Annotated in this window: 17 protein-coding genes; 1 reads left to right on the forward strand and 16 read right to left on the reverse strand. The window is 49.3% G+C overall.

Annotated elements, in window-relative coordinates; genetic code table 11:
- Positions 1 to 3: 3 nt before the first annotated feature.
- The 5 genes from GZ59_RS22120 to glmU all read right to left on the reverse strand — a co-directional run bounded on the left by GZ59_RS22120 (position 4) and on the right by glmU (position 5,728).
- On the reverse strand, positions 4 to 792 hold the full coding sequence (locus GZ59_RS22120) for a lysophospholipid acyltransferase family protein (RefSeq protein WP_039294576.1): 789 nt from the start codon (positions 790 to 792) through the stop codon (positions 4 to 6).
- Complete coding sequence (locus GZ59_RS22125; RefSeq protein WP_039294579.1) at positions 785 to 1,513, reverse strand: beta-ketoacyl synthase chain length factor; 729 nt, start codon at positions 1,511 to 1,513, stop codon at positions 785 to 787. Before GZ59_RS22125 ends, GZ59_RS22120 begins: the two co-directional genes overlap by 8 nt.
- Positions 1,514 to 1,675: 162 nt before the next feature.
- Positions 1,676 to 2,068, reverse strand: a complete 393-nt coding sequence (locus GZ59_RS22130) for a hypothetical protein (RefSeq protein ID WP_011095962.1) — start codon at positions 2,066 to 2,068, stop codon at positions 1,676 to 1,678.
- A gap of 271 nt (positions 2,069 to 2,339) precedes the next feature.
- Entirely contained in the window at positions 2,340 to 4,172 is a 1,833-nt protein-coding gene (glmS, locus tag GZ59_RS22135) for a glutamine--fructose-6-phosphate transaminase (isomerizing) (RefSeq protein ID WP_011095963.1), read from the reverse strand.
- A 185-nt stretch (positions 4,173 to 4,357) separates the two neighbouring features.
- Positions 4,358 to 5,728 carry a bifunctional UDP-N-acetylglucosamine diphosphorylase/glucosamine-1-phosphate N-acetyltransferase GlmU gene (gene glmU / locus GZ59_RS22140; protein WP_039294584.1) on the reverse strand — a complete coding sequence of 457 codons (1,371 nt, stop codon included), beginning with the start codon at positions 5,726 to 5,728 and terminating at the stop codon, positions 4,358 to 4,360.
- Positions 5,729 to 6,053: 325 nt separating this feature from the next.
- On the opposite strand from glmU, the gene pelX reads away from it, so the two are divergent.
- The gene (gene pelX, locus GZ59_RS22145; RefSeq protein WP_039294587.1) at positions 6,054 to 8,288 is read left to right on the forward strand and encodes a pectate disaccharide-lyase PelX; all 2,235 of its coding nucleotides are present in this window, start codon (positions 6,054 to 6,056) and stop codon (positions 8,286 to 8,288) included.
- Between the two features lie 356 nt (positions 8,289 to 8,644).
- Here the strand turns inward: pelX and GZ59_RS22150 are convergent, their stop codons facing one another.
- From GZ59_RS22150 to mnmG, 11 genes are all read right to left on the reverse strand, one after another.
- A complete protein-coding gene (locus GZ59_RS22150) occupies positions 8,645 to 9,064 on the reverse strand; it encodes a F0F1 ATP synthase subunit epsilon (protein ID WP_005976558.1) in 420 nt (139 codons plus the stop codon).
- 19 nt (positions 9,065 to 9,083) lie between these two features.
- Positions 9,084 to 10,466 (reverse strand): F0F1 ATP synthase subunit beta, encoded by a 1,383-nt coding sequence (gene atpD / locus GZ59_RS22155; RefSeq protein ID WP_011095966.1) that lies wholly within the window; start codon positions 10,464 to 10,466, stop codon positions 9,084 to 9,086.
- Positions 10,467 to 10,513: 47 nt separating this feature from the next.
- On the reverse strand, positions 10,514 to 11,377 hold the full coding sequence (gene atpG, locus GZ59_RS22160; RefSeq protein WP_011095967.1) for a F0F1 ATP synthase subunit gamma: 864 nt from the start codon (positions 11,375 to 11,377) through the stop codon (positions 10,514 to 10,516).
- A 52-nt stretch (positions 11,378 to 11,429) separates the two neighbouring features.
- On the reverse strand, positions 11,430 to 12,971 hold the full coding sequence (atpA, locus tag GZ59_RS22165; protein WP_011095968.1) for a F0F1 ATP synthase subunit alpha: 1,542 nt from the start codon (positions 12,969 to 12,971) through the stop codon (positions 11,430 to 11,432).
- Between the two features lie 12 nt (positions 12,972 to 12,983).
- Positions 12,984 to 13,517 carry a F0F1 ATP synthase subunit delta gene (gene atpH, locus GZ59_RS22170; RefSeq protein WP_011095969.1) on the reverse strand — a complete coding sequence of 178 codons (534 nt, stop codon included), beginning with the start codon at positions 13,515 to 13,517 and terminating at the stop codon, positions 12,984 to 12,986.
- Between the two features lie 14 nt (positions 13,518 to 13,531).
- Complete coding sequence (gene atpF, locus GZ59_RS22175; RefSeq protein WP_010681466.1) at positions 13,532 to 14,002, reverse strand: F0F1 ATP synthase subunit B; 471 nt, start codon at positions 14,000 to 14,002, stop codon at positions 13,532 to 13,534.
- Between the two features lie 63 nt (positions 14,003 to 14,065).
- Entirely contained in the window at positions 14,066 to 14,305 is a 240-nt protein-coding gene (gene atpE / locus GZ59_RS22180; RefSeq protein ID WP_005976545.1) for a F0F1 ATP synthase subunit C, read from the reverse strand.
- Positions 14,306 to 14,354: 49 nt separating this feature from the next.
- Complete coding sequence (gene atpB, locus GZ59_RS22185; protein WP_011095970.1) at positions 14,355 to 15,155, reverse strand: F0F1 ATP synthase subunit A; 801 nt, start codon at positions 15,153 to 15,155, stop codon at positions 14,355 to 14,357.
- Between the two features lie 21 nt (positions 15,156 to 15,176).
- Positions 15,177 to 15,560 carry a F0F1 ATP synthase subunit I gene (atpI, locus tag GZ59_RS22190; protein WP_039294592.1) on the reverse strand — a complete coding sequence of 128 codons (384 nt, stop codon included), beginning with the start codon at positions 15,558 to 15,560 and terminating at the stop codon, positions 15,177 to 15,179.
- A 623-nt stretch (positions 15,561 to 16,183) separates the two neighbouring features.
- Positions 16,184 to 16,804, reverse strand: coding sequence for a 16S rRNA (guanine(527)-N(7))-methyltransferase RsmG (gene rsmG / locus GZ59_RS22195; RefSeq protein ID WP_039294596.1), 621 nt, complete (start codon positions 16,802 to 16,804; stop codon positions 16,184 to 16,186).
- A gap of 83 nt (positions 16,805 to 16,887) precedes the next feature.
- The gene (mnmG, locus tag GZ59_RS22200) at positions 16,888 to 18,777 is read right to left on the reverse strand and encodes a tRNA uridine-5-carboxymethylaminomethyl(34) synthesis enzyme MnmG (RefSeq protein WP_039294598.1); all 1,890 of its coding nucleotides are present in this window, start codon (positions 18,775 to 18,777) and stop codon (positions 16,888 to 16,890) included.
- Between the last annotated feature and the right edge of the window lie 360 nt (positions 18,778 to 19,137).

Raw genomic sequence — 19,137 nt, forward strand, 5'->3', positions numbered from 1 at the left:
TGTTCAGCTTTCTGGTGTTAAAGATTGCTGCAAAAGGCGATTCAAACGGCGAGCCGCCAAGGATCGCGCCTCTCCAGGCGCCATAAAAATGTCGCGGCTGATACGTTCGCGCACAGTCACCGTAAAATACGGTTTTTCAGGCGGAATGTGATACCAACGACTTTGTTTTCCCAATGTTTTTTGGCTACAGCGAATATGCACGACCCGTAAATCACAGCCGCAACGCACGGCAATATTTGCAGCACCGCGTTGCAGAACAAGAGGTTCTCCATAACGCGTGCGTGTGCCTTCGGGGAAGATAATGATCGCATCACCGTTATCGATCCGTTGCTGACAATCCGGTAATAGCGCATCAGACTGGCTGTTGAGCAGATAATCTGCGGCCCGAATAACGCCGCGGAAAAACAGGTTTTTCTGTAAATCAGCCTTAATCAGACAGTCGGCATCTGGCATGACGGATGCCAGCAAAACATAGTCAATTAGTGTCGGATGATTGGCAACAATCAAACAGCCGCGATCGCGCTGTAAGGTTTCGATACCATCAATACGGTAATCCAGCACCCCGAGCCTGCGGGCACTGCATAAAAAAAATCGGAAGCTGGCGGAAATGCTGCGACGAGCCAACTGACGGCGGCGAGTGGTATCCCGCTGAATCAGCAACAGATTGAACCACACCAGAGAAAGCAGTAAACCGCCAACGCCAAACATAGCAAAACATGCGCCAGTCATCGTCAATCGCCATAAACGATTCAGACGAGTAGAAGGACGAAGAGCCAGCGATGACTCAGACATCACCTCTCTCCCATATCCAGTCAAGGCGTTCGCCTGATAAGGAAAAATTCGACTTTCTGGCAAGAAAAGCATGCAAAAACAACAGACTTTGTGGTGAATCACCGCGGTGAGAGGCCACCAGCGGTCGAGACTCACAAACCATGTCATCGCCATCCCCTAGCAATAGGGCGACGGCGTAAGGATAACGAGGCATGTCTGCCGGGACGTGTGGGTGGTAGAAATCAGGGATCGCACCATCAAAATCAACCAAGAGAATATTGCTGTATCCCGCAGCCTGTAATGCCTTCGCTTCGATAAGGCCTTGCTGGAAAGAGTCCATCCCTGCGGCAATCGATGTGGAAACCAGCGGCACTTTCGCCGTAATAGTCAGGCTTCCTACTGCCGCATTGTGTACTGACATCGCAAAATCAGTAGGTGAAACATTCTTATTTTCTGAAAGCGCTTTCAAGATACTCAGGTTGCGTTCCAGTTCGCCGTGGCGAGAAGTGAATACAATGGCATCAACCGATTGACGATGCAGTAACGCTAACCCACTATCGACAGCCAAACGGCTCCCTTGATTGAGGCGACGAGCCATCATCATGGGTAAATGTCGACATTTATCCAAAGGTTGCTCGGCATTGATAGCAGCAGGAACCCGCGACCAATTTAACCAATCGTCCGCGCTGCTGAGGCCCGGCGCGCTGGCCTGCCAATCAAGGATTGAAAATGCTAATCTCATACTGCCTTCTTCCCGGTGCCGTATAGCGCTGTGATATCAAAGCGATAATGGATATTTCGAGCATTCATTATTGCTTTTTAGAGATGAGCACACGGTGTTTTCCCTTAAAACGAACAAAGATAAAAATGACCGAATTACCTAGGGGTAATCGGGCCTAATAAATTATTTAATCTGCTGGCCCGCGAGTGTTAATTGAATTTCATGATCCAGTGTTTTTATCCAATTATTATAATTTCGGTGAATCTTCCCACCTCCCGCCAACAAATTCTCACTCCCAACATAACTGATGGAATAACTGGTTTGCGAATAGGTAATGCGGACATTTGCCACATGGCTGCGCTGAACTAAACGACCATCAATCACCCCCACATAGGCCTGAGACATGGCCCACTGACTTTTTTGCCCTGCTTTAATAATGGCATTTTTTACCTGTTCGGTTGTGTGTTGCCCAGCGATGGACTGTGTCACATTCGCTACCGGAACCGTACGCTCAGCACAACCAGTCATCAGCATAAGAACAGAGACTAAAGCGGCGAAAATAATCTGTTTTTTCATAAAATCCCTATCAAACAAAAACATCACTGCTAAAAAGAATTCGTTTCTGATGCAAGATGTAAAACTAATGCACCATTAAAACTATTTTACACAAAATAGATATAACTTGACAAAAAAACCATAAACCAAGGAATTGTGACTTATTACACAAAATACGTTTTTTCGAAGAAAACATATCAAGTTAAAAAACAAAAAAATCAAACACATAAAAAATCCGCCTTATGTTTATCGACATAAGGCGGATAATCATCACGAATAAAATACCGGAGAATTACTCTACGGTAACGGATTTCGCCAGATTACGCGGTTGGTCAACATCCGTGCCTTTAATCAGTGCGACGTGATAAGACAGCAGCTGCAACGGCACCGTATAGAAGATTGGCGCAATCACTTCTTCGATATGCGGCAGCGGAATAATCTTCATATTTTCGCTGCTGGTGAAACCGGCATCTTCATCAGCGAAGACATACAACTCACCACCGCGCGCCCGAACTTCTTCGATGTTGGATTTAAGCTTCTCCAACAGTTCGTTGTTCGGTGCCACTACGACAACCGGCATGTCTGCATCAATCAACGCAAGCGGGCCGTGTTTCAGCTCGCCCGCCGCATAAGCTTCAGCGTGAATATAAGAGATCTCTTTCAGCTTCAGCGCGCCTTCCATCGCGATCGGGTACTGATCGCCACGGCCGAGGAACAGCGCATGGTGCTTGTCAGAAAAACCTTCCGCCAGAGATTCGATGAGCTTGTCCTGAGACAACATCTGCTCAATACGTGCTGGCAGCGCCTGCAAGCCATGAACGATGTCATGCTCAATCTGCGCATCCATACCACGCAGACGACCAACACGCGCCACCAGCATCAGCAAAACGGTAAGCTGAGTGGTGAAGGCTTTGGTCGAGGCCACGCCAATCTCTACGCCTGCTTTGGTCATCAACGCCATATCGGATTCACGCACCAGCGAGGAGCCCGCAACGTTACAGATAGCCAGTGAACCCAGATAGCCCAGTTCTTTGGACAAACGCAGCGCCGCCAGCGTATCCGCCGTTTCACCGGACTGAGACAGGGTAATCATCAGGCTGTTCTTACGCACGGCAGGTTTGCGATAGCGGAATTCAGAAGCGATCTCCACGTCGCACGGGATACCGGCCAGTGCTTCAAACCAATAGCGGGAAACCATACCGGAATTGTAAGACGTACCGCAGGCGATAATCTGAACGTGCTCGACCTTCGCCAGCAGTTCATCCGCTTTCGGGCCTAATTCAGAAAGATTGATCTCGCCGTGGCTGAAACGCCCTTCAAGGGTGTTCTTGATCGCCATCGGCTGTTCGTAGATCTCTTTCTGCATGTAGTGACGATACGCACCTTTGTCGCCCGCATCGTAACTCACCTTTGATTCAATTTCTTCGCGTGTGGCAAGCTGACCAGATTTATCAAACACGCGCACGTCACGGCGGGTGATTTCCGCTACGTCGCCTTCTTCGAGGAACATGAAGCGACGAGTCACAGGCAGTAACGCCAGCTGATCGGAGGCAATGAAGTTTTCACCAACACCACGACCAATCACCAGCGGGCTACCAGAACGCGCAGCGACCAATACGCTTGAATCGCGGTTATCCAATACCACCATGCCATACGCACCGCGCAGCTGTGGAATCACGCGCTTAACGACTTCTACCAGCGTTCCGCCATTCTGCTTTTGTTCAAAATGAACCAAATGGGCAACCACTTCCGTATCGGTTTCAGAAACAAAACGATAACCGCGACCGATCATCAGTTCGCGCAACGGCTCGTGGTTTTCGATAATGCCGTTATGGACGATAGTAATATGTTCAGAAATATGCGGGTGTGCGTTCTCTTCAGAAGGTTCCCCGTGCGTTGCCCAACGGGTATGGGCGATGCCAGTACCGCCATGCAGTTCATGCTCTTCGGCTGCCTGAGACAGCACCTGCACTTTCCCCAGACGACGCAAACGAGCGACATGTCCTTCGCTGTCAACAACTGCCAGACCCGCAGAGTCATAGCCGCGATACTCAAGACGGCGTAAACCTTCCAACAAAATCTCAGCAACATCACGTTGCGCAACTGCGCCTACAATTCCACACATCGATGTGTATTCCTATAAAAGTGACATATTGTGTCACCTGGGATGTCTTAGACCTGATTGTTCCGGTTTTTCCGGGTTCCCCGAGCCTTGTAGAGAGTTGGGGATTATTATGTTTTGTTCTGTGCTCTGGAATAGGCCAAAGCGCAGGACAAAACCGCCTCCGCCGTATGCGAAGGCATAGAATGCTATTTCTTCTTCACCGGACGCTGCCAGCCGGAAATGTGCCGTTGTTTCACACGGCTGATCACCAGTTCGTTCTCTGCCACATCGCGCGTGACCGTCGTGCCTGCGCCGATAGTCGCGCCGCTGGCAACGTTAACGGGTGCGACAAGTTGCGTATCCGAACCGACAAACACATCGTCACCAATAACCGTTTTGTGTTTATTCGCGCCGTCATAGTTACAGGTGATCGTTCCCGCGCCAATATTAACACCGGAACCAATATCCGCATCACCCAAATAGCTAAGGTGACCCGCTTTTGATCCTTTACCCAGACGCGCCTTTTTCAGTTCGACAAAGTTACCAACATGCGCACCTTCAGCCAGTTCCGAGCCTGGTCGCAAACGGGCAAATGGCCCAACGGTACACTGTGCTTCCAATACAGAATCTTCCAGCACAGAATAAGGACTGATCTCACTGTCATCGCCAATAATGCAGTTTTTGATCACGCAGCCAGCACCAATTTTCACCCGGTTACCTAGCTTAACATTCCCTTCCACGACCACATTGACATCAATCACCACATCGCGACCATGAGTCAGCTCGCCACGCAGATCAAATCGAGCCGGGTCAAGCAGCATCACGCCAGCCAGCAGCAACTTATCCGCCTGTTCACGCTGATAAATTCGCTCAAGCGCCGACAGTTGCAGGCGATTATTGACGCCCTCAACTTCGCTCAGCCGCTTGGGATGGACCGCTTCAACACGCTGACCTTCTGCCGACGCCATCGCAATAATATCGGTGATGTAAAACTCACCCTGTGCGTTGTTGTTGTTCAACTGGCTTAACCAGCGCTTTAAATCCTTACCGTTGGCAATCAAAATGCCAGTATTGATCTCGTTAATCTGGCGCTGTGCTTCGCTGGCATCTTTGTGTTCAACGATCCCGACTACGGCACCCTTCTCACGGACAATTCGTCCATAGCCTGCTGGATCGTCCAGCTTCACCGTCAACAGGCCGATACCGCCCTGCGGCTTAGCCTCACGTAAATGTACTAGCGTCTGCGACGAAATCAGCGGTACATCGCCATACAACATCAATATATCTTCATCATCAGCAAAATGAGGTGCGGCTTGCTGCATCGCATGCCCAGTTCCCAACTGCTCCGCCTGAAGCACCCAATTCAACGCCGGATCGGTCAGTTCATGCTTTAGCAAATCGCCGCCGTGGCCGTATACCAGATGAACATGCTGCGCGCCTGTCGTCATTGCCGCATCAATGACGTGCTGAACCATCGGTTTACCCGCCAGTTTATGTAATACCTTGGGGAGGTCGGAATACATACGGGTTCCTTTACCTGCCGCGAGGATCACCACACTCATAGCACTATTTAACATAAGCATCCTGACTGTACGGAGCCACAACCCCGCAAGAATAAAAATGGGTAGCCTGTTACGGCATGAATGACCAGAGTTTACCGAAACTCATGCATAACGCGGATACTTTTTGGTGAGTTTTTTCTGAAAATCTCGCACAAAACCACGAATAATCATGAGAAGAGGAGGTGAGCGCTATACCATCGCCAACAACAGAAATGACACGGTGTTTCATAAAAAACAGACTTTATTTTTAAGTATTTCCATTTGTGACATACGCAAAAGAAACAGCGTTTCATTTATAGCAATATACGCGGGAAAATAATTCAATAACGAAGGAGATACAATGAAACGTTGTTCTTCACAAAAATGTGATTCTTTACAGAAACACCGTTCTTCACGCCTCGCTGCCGTCGCGTTGACGAATGCATTACTTTTCAGCTTCAGTGCACACGCCGCGACAGAATCAACACCCGTCTGGCACGGTATCGCTTTTGGTCAGTCAACAGACGTAAACTTTTCATCCAATGTCCTGCCAGAAAAAATTGGCGTAAACGACGTCACCATTAACGGCAAGAAACTAACCCCGGGGGATAACGCTGATTTGTCCGCACCAATCACGATTGAGAGTCGTGGCGGAAAAATTGCCAACACCCATGACGGGCTGACGTTCTTCTATACACAGTTGCCTGCCAATGTGAATTTTACGCTTCAATCTGATATTACCGTGGAACAGTTTGGACCGGAAAATGGCGCCAAACCTGCTGCTCAGGAAGGGGCGGGGATTCTGGTGCGCGATATTATTGGCATACCGCGTCAGGAACCGCTGAAAGAAGGATATGAAGAATTCCCTGCGGCATCCAACATGGTGATGAACGCCATCATGACGCAGGATAAAAAGTCTCATACCGAAATCAAACTACAGGCTATTTTGCGTAACGGCGTCACACAACCGTGGGGCAACGCGGGCGCGAAAATTACCAAAACCAGCTATCAGGAAAACGTCAATCTGGAGCAAACGCCTACGTTCCGTCTGAAATTGGAACGCACCAACGACGGCTTCATTACCTCTTATGCACCGAAAGGCACGGATAACTGGGTATCAAAAGAAATCAAAGGTGCAGATGTCGTCACCAAGTTGGATAAAGATCACTATTACGTTGGTTTCTTTTCCTCCCGTAACGCCAAAATCACCGTCAGCAATGCACAGTTGACGACGACACCGGCGCAAACCAAAGCTTCACCGGAATTTAAAGCCAAGGATTACGATCCTTTGATCCAGGTGATGTCATCGCCTAAAACCACCAGCGAACATTATCTCGTACAGGCTAAAGCTAACTACAACGGCACGATCGCGGTTTCACAAGAGGGTAAATCTCTGGGTGATGCCAAGCAGGTAAAAGCGGGGGAAACCTTCTCTCTGCCAGCAAAAATTGCCGGTAACAGTGCTGAATTCAAACTCGCTTACCAACCTGCGGAAGGGGATGATAAAGCAGTAAAAGAAAGCACGTTCAAGGTTGAAAAAGTGGCTTATGCAGACGCCAAAAATCTGTATGTTTCGCCACAAGGTTCAGCCAGCAACGACGGCAGTAAAAATGCACCGCTCGATTTAGCCAGCGCCGTCGCCGCTCTGCCAGCTGGTGGAACAATTTGGCTCAACGATGGTGATTACAGCGCGGCAGAAATCCCCGTTAGCGCTAGCGGTCAGCAAAAAACCGTCAAGAACCTGTTTGCTGTCGGCAATAAAGCCGTCATTCATGGCCTGCAACTGAAAGCGAGTCATTGGCATGTAAAAGGTATTGAAATCACAGAGAAACCATTCCGTATCGAGGGGAGCTACAACACCATCGAACGCGTGCTGGCGCACCATGCTGACGATACTGGTATTCAGGTAACCTCGACGGCCGATGTAGGCAGACCACTGTGGGCCAGTCATAACCTGATTCTGAACTCAGAATCTCACAGCAACCAGGACCCAGGCAAAATTAACGCCGACGGTTTTGCGGTGAAAATGCGTGTGGGTGAAGGCAACGTGATTCGCGGTGCATTCTCGCACAACAACATCGATGATGGCTTCGATCTGTTTAACAAAATTGAAGACGGCGCAAATGGCGTTGTGGTGATCGAGAATTCAATTGCCATGAACAACACCAGCAACGGCTTCAAAATGGGTGGTGAAGGCCAGCCAGTGGCGCATCAGGTCAAAAACAGCATTGCTGTAGGTAATAAACTTGATGGTTTCACTGACAACTTCAACCCTGGCGCACTGATCGTTGAAGACAACATCGCGTTAGATAACGAGCGCTTTAACTTCATTTTCCGTCCAAGCCCTTACTCTGGCCCGGAAAAACAAGGCGTCTTCAAGAACAACGTTTCGCTGAAAACCAAAGCGGGTAAATATGATGATGCGGTTGTCGGCAGCATCGATAACACCAACTATTTCATCAAAGGCGACCGTTCTGTTAACGCGCAGGGTAAAGAAATCACAGTAAACAACTTCATATCCGTTACCGTCCCAGAGACGTTTACGCGAGATGCCAAAGGCAATCTGGTACTTGGCGACTTCCTGAGGAAGAAATAAGATATTTTCAGGCTATTGAAAAAACGGGTTTGTAGAACGAAAACGGGGATAATGGAATAGAAGAGTAAAGCGTCCGCGCCATGGACAAAAACGTCAGGAACGTTTTTGAACGTCGCTTGCGACGACCCTGAAAGGGTGAATCTCAGGGATGAGATTCATATTGCGCGGCTCGAGCGTACAGGGAGGTATTCACAGCGTCTTTACGATCTATCCATTACCCCGCTCGGCTCCCTTTGCTAGCGACCTAAGATTCGTAGATTGTTTAGCATCGTTTCGACGCAGAATAACATCACCTTAAATGCAAAAAGGCCAGTCAGTGTGAACTGACTGGCCTTCAATTATTTCAAGCTTATCTGTTACATCGCTTTTCTGGTCAGCTCGATAACACGCAGCTTCGCAATCGCTTTAGTCAGCTCTGCGGAAGCCTGAGCATAATCCACATCGCCATGCGAATTACGGATATGGTCTTCGGCTTTGCGTTTCGCTTCCAACGCGCGAGCTTCATCCAAATCCTGTCCACGAATAGCGGTATCGGACAGTACGGTAACCATATTCGGTTGCACCTCAAGGACGCCACCAGAAAGGTAGATATACTCTTCTTCACCGTGCTGCTTAACGATACGAATCATACCCGGTTTAATGGCAGTGAGCAGAGGGGCATGTCCCGGATAAATACCCAGTTCGCCTTCGCTCCCCGTTACCTGGATCTTCTGCACCAGACCGGAGAACATTTGCTGTTCCGCACTCACGACATCCAGATGGTAAGTCATAGCCATGTCACCCTCCTACAAGGCGTTACAGTTTCTTGGCTTTTTCCACGACTTCGTCAATGGAACCAACCATGTAGAACGCCTGCTCTGGCAGGTGGTCGTATTCGCCTTCCATAATCCCTTTAAAGCCACGAATGGTGTCTTTCAGGGAGACGTATTTGCCCGGAGAACCGGTAAATACTTCTGCAACGAAGAACGGCTGTGACAGGAAGCGCTGAATCTTACGCGCACGGGATACCACCAGCTTGTCTTCTTCAGACAGCTCGTCCATACCCAGAATCGCGATGATGTCTTTCAGTTCCTGATAGCGTTGCAGAATAGACTGCACGCCACGGGCAACATCATAGTGTTCCTGACCAACAACCAGCGGATCCAACTGACGGCTTGTCGAATCCAGCGGGTCAACGGCCGGGTAGATACCCAGAGAAGCAATCTGACGGCTCAGTACCACGGTTGCATCCAAGTGAGCAAAGGTGGTGGCTGGTGACGGGTCAGTCAAGTCATCCGCAGGAACGTAAACGGCCTGAACAGAGGTGATAGAACCGGTTTTGGTTGAGGTGATACGTTCTTGCAGAACGCCCATCTCTTCCGCCAGCGTCGGCTGATAACCTACCGCAGAAGGCATTCGACCCAGCAGTGCGGATACTTCCGTACCGGCCAAGGTATAACGGTAAATGTTATCGACGAACAGCAGTACATCACGGCCTTCATCACGGAATTTTTCCGCCATGGTCAGACCGGTCAATGCTACGCGCAGACGGTTACCTGGTGGCTCATTCATCTGGCCATAAACCAGTGATACTTTATCGATTACGTTGGAATCGGTCATTTCGTGGTAGAAGTCGTTACCTTCACGGGTACGCTCACCAACGCCTGCAAACACAGAGTAACCGGAGTGCTCGATCGCGATGTTACGGATCAGCTCCATCATGTTTACGGTTTTACCTACGCCCGCACCACCGAACAGACCCACTTTACCGCCCTTGGCAAACGGACACATCAGGTCGATAACCTTGATGCCGGTTTCCAGCAGTTCCTGTGAGTTTGACAGCTCTTCATAGCTCGGAGCTGAACGGTGAATAGCCCAACGCTCTTCTTCGCCGATGTCGCCTTTCATGTCGATGGGATCACCCAATACGTTCATGATACGACCCAGCGTTGCTTTGCCTACCGGTACTTCGATCGGGTGGCCCAGGTTATTCACGTTCAACCCGCGACGCAGACCGTCAGAAGAACCCATTGCGATACAACGAACAATGCCGCCGCCCAACTGCTGCTGCACTTCCAGCACCAGTTTCTCAGCGCCGTTCTCTACCTCAAGCGCATCGTACACCTTCGGTACGGCATCTTGCGGGAACTCGACGTCCACCACGGCGCCGATTACCTGGATAATCTTTCCAGTAGCCATCTTGAATCCTCTACGTAATTCGACAATACGTAATTCGTAAACCTGCTTTAAACCGCGGAGGCTCCCCCGACGATTTCGGTGAGTTCCTGAGTAATGCTGGCCTGACGCGCCTTGTTGTATACCAACTGAAGCTCTTTGATCAGGCTACCGCCGTTATCGGTCGCGGCTTTCATCGCAACCATTCGCGCGGCCTGCTCACTAGCCAGATTTTCTACGACGCCCTGATAAACCTGAGATTCTACATAACGGCGCAGCAGGGTATCCAGCAGCGACTTAGGATCGGGTTCATACAGGTAATCCCAGGCTTTCTTCTTCAACTCACTGTCATCTGAAGGCGGTAACGGTAACACTTGAACAATAAGCGGTTCCTGAGACATGGTATTGATAAACTTGTTGCTTACGATATACAGCTTGTCCAGACGACCTTCGTCATAGGCTTGCAGCATAACTTTAACCGGGCCGATCAATTCTGATACGGAAGGGTTATCCCCCATACCGGTAACCTGAGCAACAATGTTTCCGCCTACCGAACCGAAGAAAGAAGCCGCTTTGGAACCAATCAGCGCTAAATCAGTTTCAACGCCTTTGTCGCTCCAGGATTTCATATCAGCCAGCAGTTTTTTGAACAGGTTAATGTTCAAACCACCACACAAGCCACGGTCAGTAGACACCACCAAATACCCAACGCGCTTAACGCCACGTTCTTCCAGGTACGGGTGTTTATATTCCAGATTCCCTAACGCAAGGTGACCAATCACATTGCGTATGGTTTCCGCATAAGGACGGCTGGCCGCCATACGCTCCTGCGATTTACGCATTTTAGAAGCGGCGACCATTTCCATTGCTTTGGTGATCTTCTGCGTATTTTGGACGCTTGCGATCTTACTACGTATCTCTTTTGCGCCGGCCATCTTTGCTTCTCCTCAAAGCCTTGCGGCCTGCTTTACAGCAGGCCACCGGGCGTTACCAGGACTGGGTTGCCTTAAAAGTATCGAGGATGCCTTTAAACTTGCCCTCGATCTCATCGTTATAAGCGCCAGTCTGGTCGATTTGTTGCAGAAGTTCGCCATGCTCACGGTCAGCGTAAGCCAGCAGAGCCGCTTCAAAGCTACCGACTTTTGACAGGTCAACATCTTCCAGATAACCACGTTCCGCCGCAAACAGAACCAGAGACTGCTGTGCGACAGACATCGGCGCATACTGTTTCTGTTTCAACAGCTCGGTCACTTTCTGACCGTGGCTCAACTGCTTGCGTGTTGCATCATCAAGATCGGAAGCGAACTGAGAAAATGCCGCCAACTCACGATACTGCGCCAGAGCGGTACGAATACCACCGGACAGTTTCTTCATGATCTTGGTCTGTGCTGCACCACCCACACGGGATACGGAGATCCCTGGGTTAACTGCAGGACGAATACCGGCGTTAAACAAGTTGGATTCCAGGAAGATCTGACCATCAGTAATCGAAATTACGTTAGTCGGAACGAACGCAGAAACGTCACCTGCTTGCGTTTCGATGATCGGCAGTGCCGTCAACGAACCGGTTTTCCCCTTCACTTCACCCTTGGTGAATGCTTCAACGTAATCCGCGTTAACACGCGATGCACGTTCCAACAAACGGGAGTGGAGATAGAAAACGTCACCAGGATAGGCTTCACGACCTGGCGGACGACGAAGCAGCAGAGAAATCTGACGATAAGCAACGGCCTGTTTGGACAGGTCATCATAAATAATCAGCGCATCTTCACCACGGTCACGGAAATACTCACCCATCGCACAACCGGCATACGGTGCCAGATATTGCAGAGCGGCAGATTCAGATGCAGTAGCGACGACGACAATAGTGTTTTCCAGTGCGCCATGCTCTTCCAGTTTACGCACCACGTTAGAAATCGTGGAGGCTTTCTGGCCGATAGCAACGTACACACATTTGATACCGGAATCACGCTGGTTGATGATGGCATCGATGGCCAGCGCGGTTTTACCCGTCTGACGGTCACCGATAATCAGCTCACGCTGACCACGGCCGATTGGAATCATGGCATCAACGGACTTATAGCCCGTTTGTACCGGCTCATCAACGGACTGACGTTCGATAACGCCAGGCGCAATCGCTTCAACCGCAGAGAAACCGTCGTGATCCAGTGCGCCTTTACCGTCAATCGGTGCGCCCAGCGTGTTGACCACGCGACCCAGCAGGCCTCGGCCAACCGGAACTTCAAGAATACGGCCGGTGCATTTTACTTTCATGCCTTCAGCCAGATCCGCATACGGCCCCATGACTACCGCACCAACGGAGTCTCGCTCCAGGTTCAGTGCGATCGCATAACGGTTACCCGGCAGAGAGATCATCTCCCCCTGCATCACGTCAGCCAGACCGTGGACGCGGATGATTCCGTCACTGACGGAAACAATAGTACCTTCATTGTGAGCTTCGCTCACCACATTGAACTGAGCAATGCGCTGCTTGATCAGTTCGCTGATTTCGGTGGAATTCAGTTGCATGCTCCAGTCCCCTTAAGACTGCAAGACGTCTGCCAAACGTTCCAGACGACTGCGAATGCTGCCATCTATCACCATATCGCCCGCGCGAATAACCACGCCGGCCATGACAGACTTATCAATTTTGCAATTCAGCTTCACTTTGCGTGACAGACGTTTTTCCATAGCGGCAGCGATTTTTGATAGCTGCTGCTCATTCAACGTGCTGGCAGAAATCACATCGACGTCAACCGTCGATTCTAGTGCTGCCCGCAGTTGAATAAATTGTTCCAGTACTTCAGGAAGCACCAGTAAACGTCCGTTTTCGGCCATCACCCTAATCAGGTTCTGACCGGCTTCATCAAGTTGATCACCACAAACGGCAATAAACGTTTTTGCCAGCTCAATCGGTGCAATCGCACCAGAAAGTAACTCGGCAATCTGCTCATTGCGCGCCACTTCGGCCGAAAACGCCAGCATGCTCTGCCAGCGATCCAAGGCCTGATTCTCAACCGCAAAGTCAAAAGCTGCTTTGGCGTAGGGGCGAGCTACCGTGACAAATTCAGACATCAGCCCCTCCCTCCTTACAGTTCAGCGACCAGTTTATCAACGATGTCGCTGTTAGCAGCTTCATCCACGGAACGTTCAATAATTTTTTCGGCACCGGCAATCGCCAATACGGCAACTTGCTTACGCAGCTCTTCACGAGCACGTTTACGTTCGGCTTCGATTTCAGCCTGCGCCTGCGCCACAATCTTGTTACGTTCAGCTTCTGCTTCGGCTTTCGCCTCATCCAGGATCTGAGCTCGGCGTTTGTTCGCCTGCTCGATGATAACCTGAGCATCCGCTTTAGCTTTCTTCAGTTGATCTGTCGCATTGGCCTGAGCCAAGTTCAAATCTTTTTTGGCCCGTTCAGCAGAAGCCAGACCGTCAGCAATTTCTTTCTGACGCTTCTCGATGGCTGCCATCATAGGCGGCCATACATACTTCATGCAGAACCAGACAAACAGGACGAACGCAATGGCCTGGCCGAGGATTGTTGCATTAATATTCACAGCACAATGCCTCTTTCAAAGTTAAATAAGTTGATGTTTTAACCTCAGCAGAAAACATTCTGCTTAGGCCACCGCAAACATCACATACAGCCCCAGACCAACAGCGATCATCGGGATGGCGTCAACCAGACCCATGACGATAAAGAACTGTGTACGCAGTAAAGGAATCAGGTCAGGCTGACGAGCAGCACCTTCCAAGAATTTACCACCCAGAATGCCGATACCGATCGCAGCACCGATAGCCGCCAAACCCATCATTAACGCGGCAGCCATGTACAGCAGATCCACACTCAGGTTTTCCATGACAGTCTCCAGTTTGTTTCAGTTAAAAACGTTATTTGTTGAAAGAAAATCAATGCTCTTCAGATGCCATCGAGAGATAAACAACCGTCAGAACCATGAAAATAAAAGCCTGAAGCGTAATAATCAAAATGTGGAAAATAGCCCAAGGCACATTTAACAGCCATTGTGACCACCACGGCAACAGACCGGCAATCAGGATGAAGATCAACTCACCCGCATACATATTGCCAAACAGTCGCAAGCCTAAGGAAATAGGTTTGGACAGCAGGCTGACACCTTCAAGAATCAGGTTGATAGGAATAAATACTGGATGGTTGAACGGCTGCATGGTCAGTTCTTTAACAAAACCACCGAGACCTTTCATTTTGATGCTGTAGAACAGAACCAGGATAAACACCCCAAGGGCCATCGACAGCGTGATGTTCACGTCAGCCGTCGGCACAGCACGCAGATAAGCATGCGCCGGATCGTATCCCAGCAGGCTGTAGACGCCAGCCCAGAGTTGTGGCAACAGATCGATAGGCAGCAGATCCATCATATTCATCAGGAAAACCCAGACGAAAATGGTCAGCGCCAGAGGAGCAATCAATTTGCTTTTGCCATGGAACATATCGCGTACGGTGCCATCAACGAAACCGATAAGCAGTTCGACGGCCGTTTGCAATTTACCTGGCACACCGCTGGTCGCACGTTTAGCTACGCGGTGAAAGATAACCAGAAAGAGGATCCCAAGAGCGATGGAAAAAAACATCGAATCGACGTTGATCGACCAAAAACCCGTCCCTACCTGCAAATGGTGCAAGTGGTGACTGATATACTCTTGCGGAGTAGAGATTTCTCCAGCAGCCATGATGTCCCTTACCCTTTGTTGTTAATTACGGTAACGATTAATTACGATCGGTGCCACGATCTGCATAACCAGCACCGATAAATAAGTCAGGCCTAGCGGAAAGAATGCCGCTTTAAATACGCCTAACGCCACCACTAACAGTGCAATGGTGATAAATACCTTAAGCGCCTCGCCAATCGCGAATGACCAGGCTACACGCCCATCAGCAGGCTTGTACGACTGATGACGCAAAGCAAACAGCACAAACAAGACATTCGGCAACCAGGCTGCCAATCCTCCGCCTAATGCAGAAGCGGCAGCGTTGACGCTATTGAGGCTGAAAACAGCACTCAACAAAGCAAAAGTCACTAACTGTAGCAACAGCAGCCTTAAGGCCACCTTTCCGCTGTAAAGGGATACAGGCATGACGTTTGCTCTCTCCGTACCTTTTCAGAGGTATACCGAATGACGTATAAAACTGCCTTTACACCACTGAGTCAAGCAGCAAAAAACGAGCAAATTATACGGGTCATACCTGCGAATTCAATCGATAAGTAGCGAAAAGGTGAACAATTATTTAAATTTCTTTCTGAAGCCCCGTTTTTGCTAACAATCATTCTTGTTCACGCCTAGTGTAATTAATGTCTAAAGCCCTCTAATCTGTGATGTGACTCACATAAAAGGCTTTACAGCTATTTATACCAGAACGTGTTTTTTTTTGTCTTTAGCAAAACAAGCTATTTATTTTATTTAACTTCAATAAGTTAGATAAATATTTATTCAAAAAACGCAATAAACGACGTTTCAACTATCTATTGACATTATTGATATCGTTTTTTTACTCATTTAACACAAAAATAACTAATTTTTGACGCCGATGATTTATTTTCGCTCGTTATTATTCAGTGCGAAAGTAAAAGAACGGCGCTGAAAAAACCAAGATGTAAAATTTCAGTGATCGCGATGCGTTCTGGAACGATGCCACCGATAAACGAAGCCGCAGCCTGACACGCAATATTTAGTTATAATTTTTTTGATAAAAAACAAAATTAGTTTGGTTTAAGCACGATCAAATGGCGTTCACCTTCCAGATCGGGAACAGATAAACGGACAACCTGATCCAATAAGACACCTTGTGGCAAGGATGACAATTCATCCTGTGGAAGTACGCCTTTGAGGGCATAAAACCGCCCTGTCGTCTTGGCTGGAAGATGATTGCACCAGCTAATCATATCCTGCAAAGAGGCGAATGCTCGGCTGATCACCCCATCAAAAGGCGGCTCTGCGGGAAAGTCTTCCACACGACTCTGCACTGGCGTGATGTTCTCAAGCTGTAGTTCATGCTGAACCTGACGCAGGAAGCGCACACGTTTACCCAGACTATCTAGCAAGGTGAAATGCGATTCAGGTCGAACAATCGCCAGCGGAATGCCCGGCAAGCCCGGCCCGGTTCCCACATCGATAAAACGCTGCCCGTGTAAATGCGGCTCAACCACGATACTGTCCATGATGTGACGGACAAGCATTTGCTGTGGATCGCGTACAGACGTCAGGTTGTAAGCTTTGTTCCACTTATTCAGCATGTCAACGTACTGTATCAGAAGATTTTTTTGCTTATCTGATATCACAATACCAGCCGCATTTAGCAGATTATCGAGTGTGTTGCGCACAATAAGATCCCGATGAAAAAGATGAGGTTAATAATAAAAATAGCCGGATAACCGGCTATTTAGAGGGATAATGTTACCTTAAATCAGGCGCTACGGCGCAGCAGACCCTGTTTTTTAAGCCAGATCAGCAGAATTGAGATCGCCGCAGGCGTAATGCCAGAAATACGCGAAGCCTGACCGATAGACGACGGTTTGTGATCGTTCAGCTTAGCAATCACCTCGTTGGACAACCCATTAACCTGCTTGTAATCCAGATCGGCAGGCAACAGCGCATTTTCATTGCGCAGCTGTTTCTCAATTTCATCCTGTTGACGGGCAATATACCCTTCGTATTTGACCTGAATTTCAACCTGTTCAGCAGCCTGCTCGTCGGTTAATCCCGGGGCAAACAGCGGTAGCGCAGTAAGCTGAGCGTAATCCACTTCAGGGCGACGTAGCAGCTCTTCACCATTAGCTTCACGCGACAGCGGTGTTTTCAGCAGTGAATTGACCTGATCTAACTGCTCAGATTGCGGGTGAACGTGAATGTCACGCAGGCGCTGACGCTCTTTCTCAATGTTCTCGAGCTTCTCGTTGAAACGTGCCCAGCGATGATCGTCGACCATCCCCAGCTCACGACCCATTTCTGTCAAACGCAGATCGGCGTTATCTTCGCGTAGCATCAGACGGTATTCAGCACGTGACGTAAACATGCGGTAGGGTTCTTTCGTACCCAACGTACAAAGATCGTCAACCAGCACGCCGAGATAGGCTTGATCGCGGCGCGGTGACCAGCCTTCCTTGTCGGCAGACAGGCGAGCTGCATTCAGGCCAGCTAGCATGCCCTGTGCCGCCGCTTCCTCATACCCCGTTGTGCCGTTGATTTGCCCGGCAAAGAACAGGCCATGAATAAATTTGTTTTCCAGCGTAGGTTTCAGATCGCGAGGATCGAAGAAATCGTACTCAATTGCATATCCAGGGCGAACGATACGCGCATTTTCCATTCCTGCCATTGAGCGAACAATTTGCCACTGGACGTCAAACGGCAAACTTGTCGAGATCCCGTTTGGATAAATTTCGTTACTGGTCAGCCCTTCAGGTTCGAGAAAGATCTGATGCGTGTTTCGATCGGCAAAACGCATGACTTTGTCTTCGATCGATGGGCAATAACGCGGCCCGATCCCTTCGATGATCCCGGCATACATCGGGCTACGATCCAGATTATTACGGATCACTTCATGCGTTTTCTCATTGGTATGCGTGATGTAGCACGGCATCTGTGCAGGATGCTGGCCTGCATTCCCCAGGAATGAGAAAACTGGCATTGGATTATCACCGTGCTGTTGTGGCAGCACGCTAAAATCAATCGTTCTGGCATCAATACGTGGTGGTGTACCCGTTTTCAGGCGGTTGACGCGTAGAGGCAGTTCACGCAGGCGACGGGCTAGCGGAATGGAAGGCGGATCGCCTGCACGCCCACCGCTGTAGTTATCCAGCCCGATGTGAATTTTTCCGTCAAGGAAAGTGCCTACCGTTAACACCACGGCTTTCGCACGAAATTTTAGTCCCATCTGGGTAACCGCGCCGACGACACGATCGTTTTCCACAATCAGATCGTCAACGGCCTGCTGGAAGATCGTTAAATTTGGCTGATTCTCCAGTGCGGTGCGAATAGCCTGACGATAGAGCACGCGATCTGCTTGTGCGCGTGTCGCTCTGACAGCTGGGCCTTTACTGCTGTTTAGTATCCTAAACTGTATACCTGCCTGATCGACGGCACGTGCCATCAACCCTCCCATGGCATCGATCTCTTTAACCAGATGGCCTTTTCCAATACCGCCGATCGCCGGGTTACAAGACATTTGTCCCAGCGTATCAATATTGTGCGTGAGTAAAAGCGTCTGTTGGCCCATTCGGGCAGAAGCCATCGCCGCTTCTGTTCCGGCATGACCGCCACCGATCACGATGACGTCAAATGGATCTGGATAAAACATGGTACTGCTCCTCGCATTATTGCGAATGATTAGTGGCGAACGATCGTTATTTGCCCTGGGGTGGGGGATTCTACTCAACTTTGAGCCAACGACCAAGTCCGTTGGATCCTCGTTAATTAAAGAAAGATCTTTTTATTTAAAGATCTCTTTATTAGATCTCTTATTAGGATCGTCATTTTGTGTGGATAAGTGATTATTCATATTAAAGATCAAGAGAATGGAGCTGATCCTTACCTGTGAATGATCGGTGATCCTAGCCAGTATAAGCTGGGATCATAATGCGGAGTTATGCACAGGACAAAAAACATACTTGGGTTGTTATTGGGATAACTACTGGTTTTACACCTGAATTAAGCATAG

This window comes from Pectobacterium atrosepticum (assembly GCF_000740965.1).
Lineage (GTDB): Bacteria > Pseudomonadota > Gammaproteobacteria > Enterobacterales > Enterobacteriaceae > Pectobacterium > Pectobacterium atrosepticum.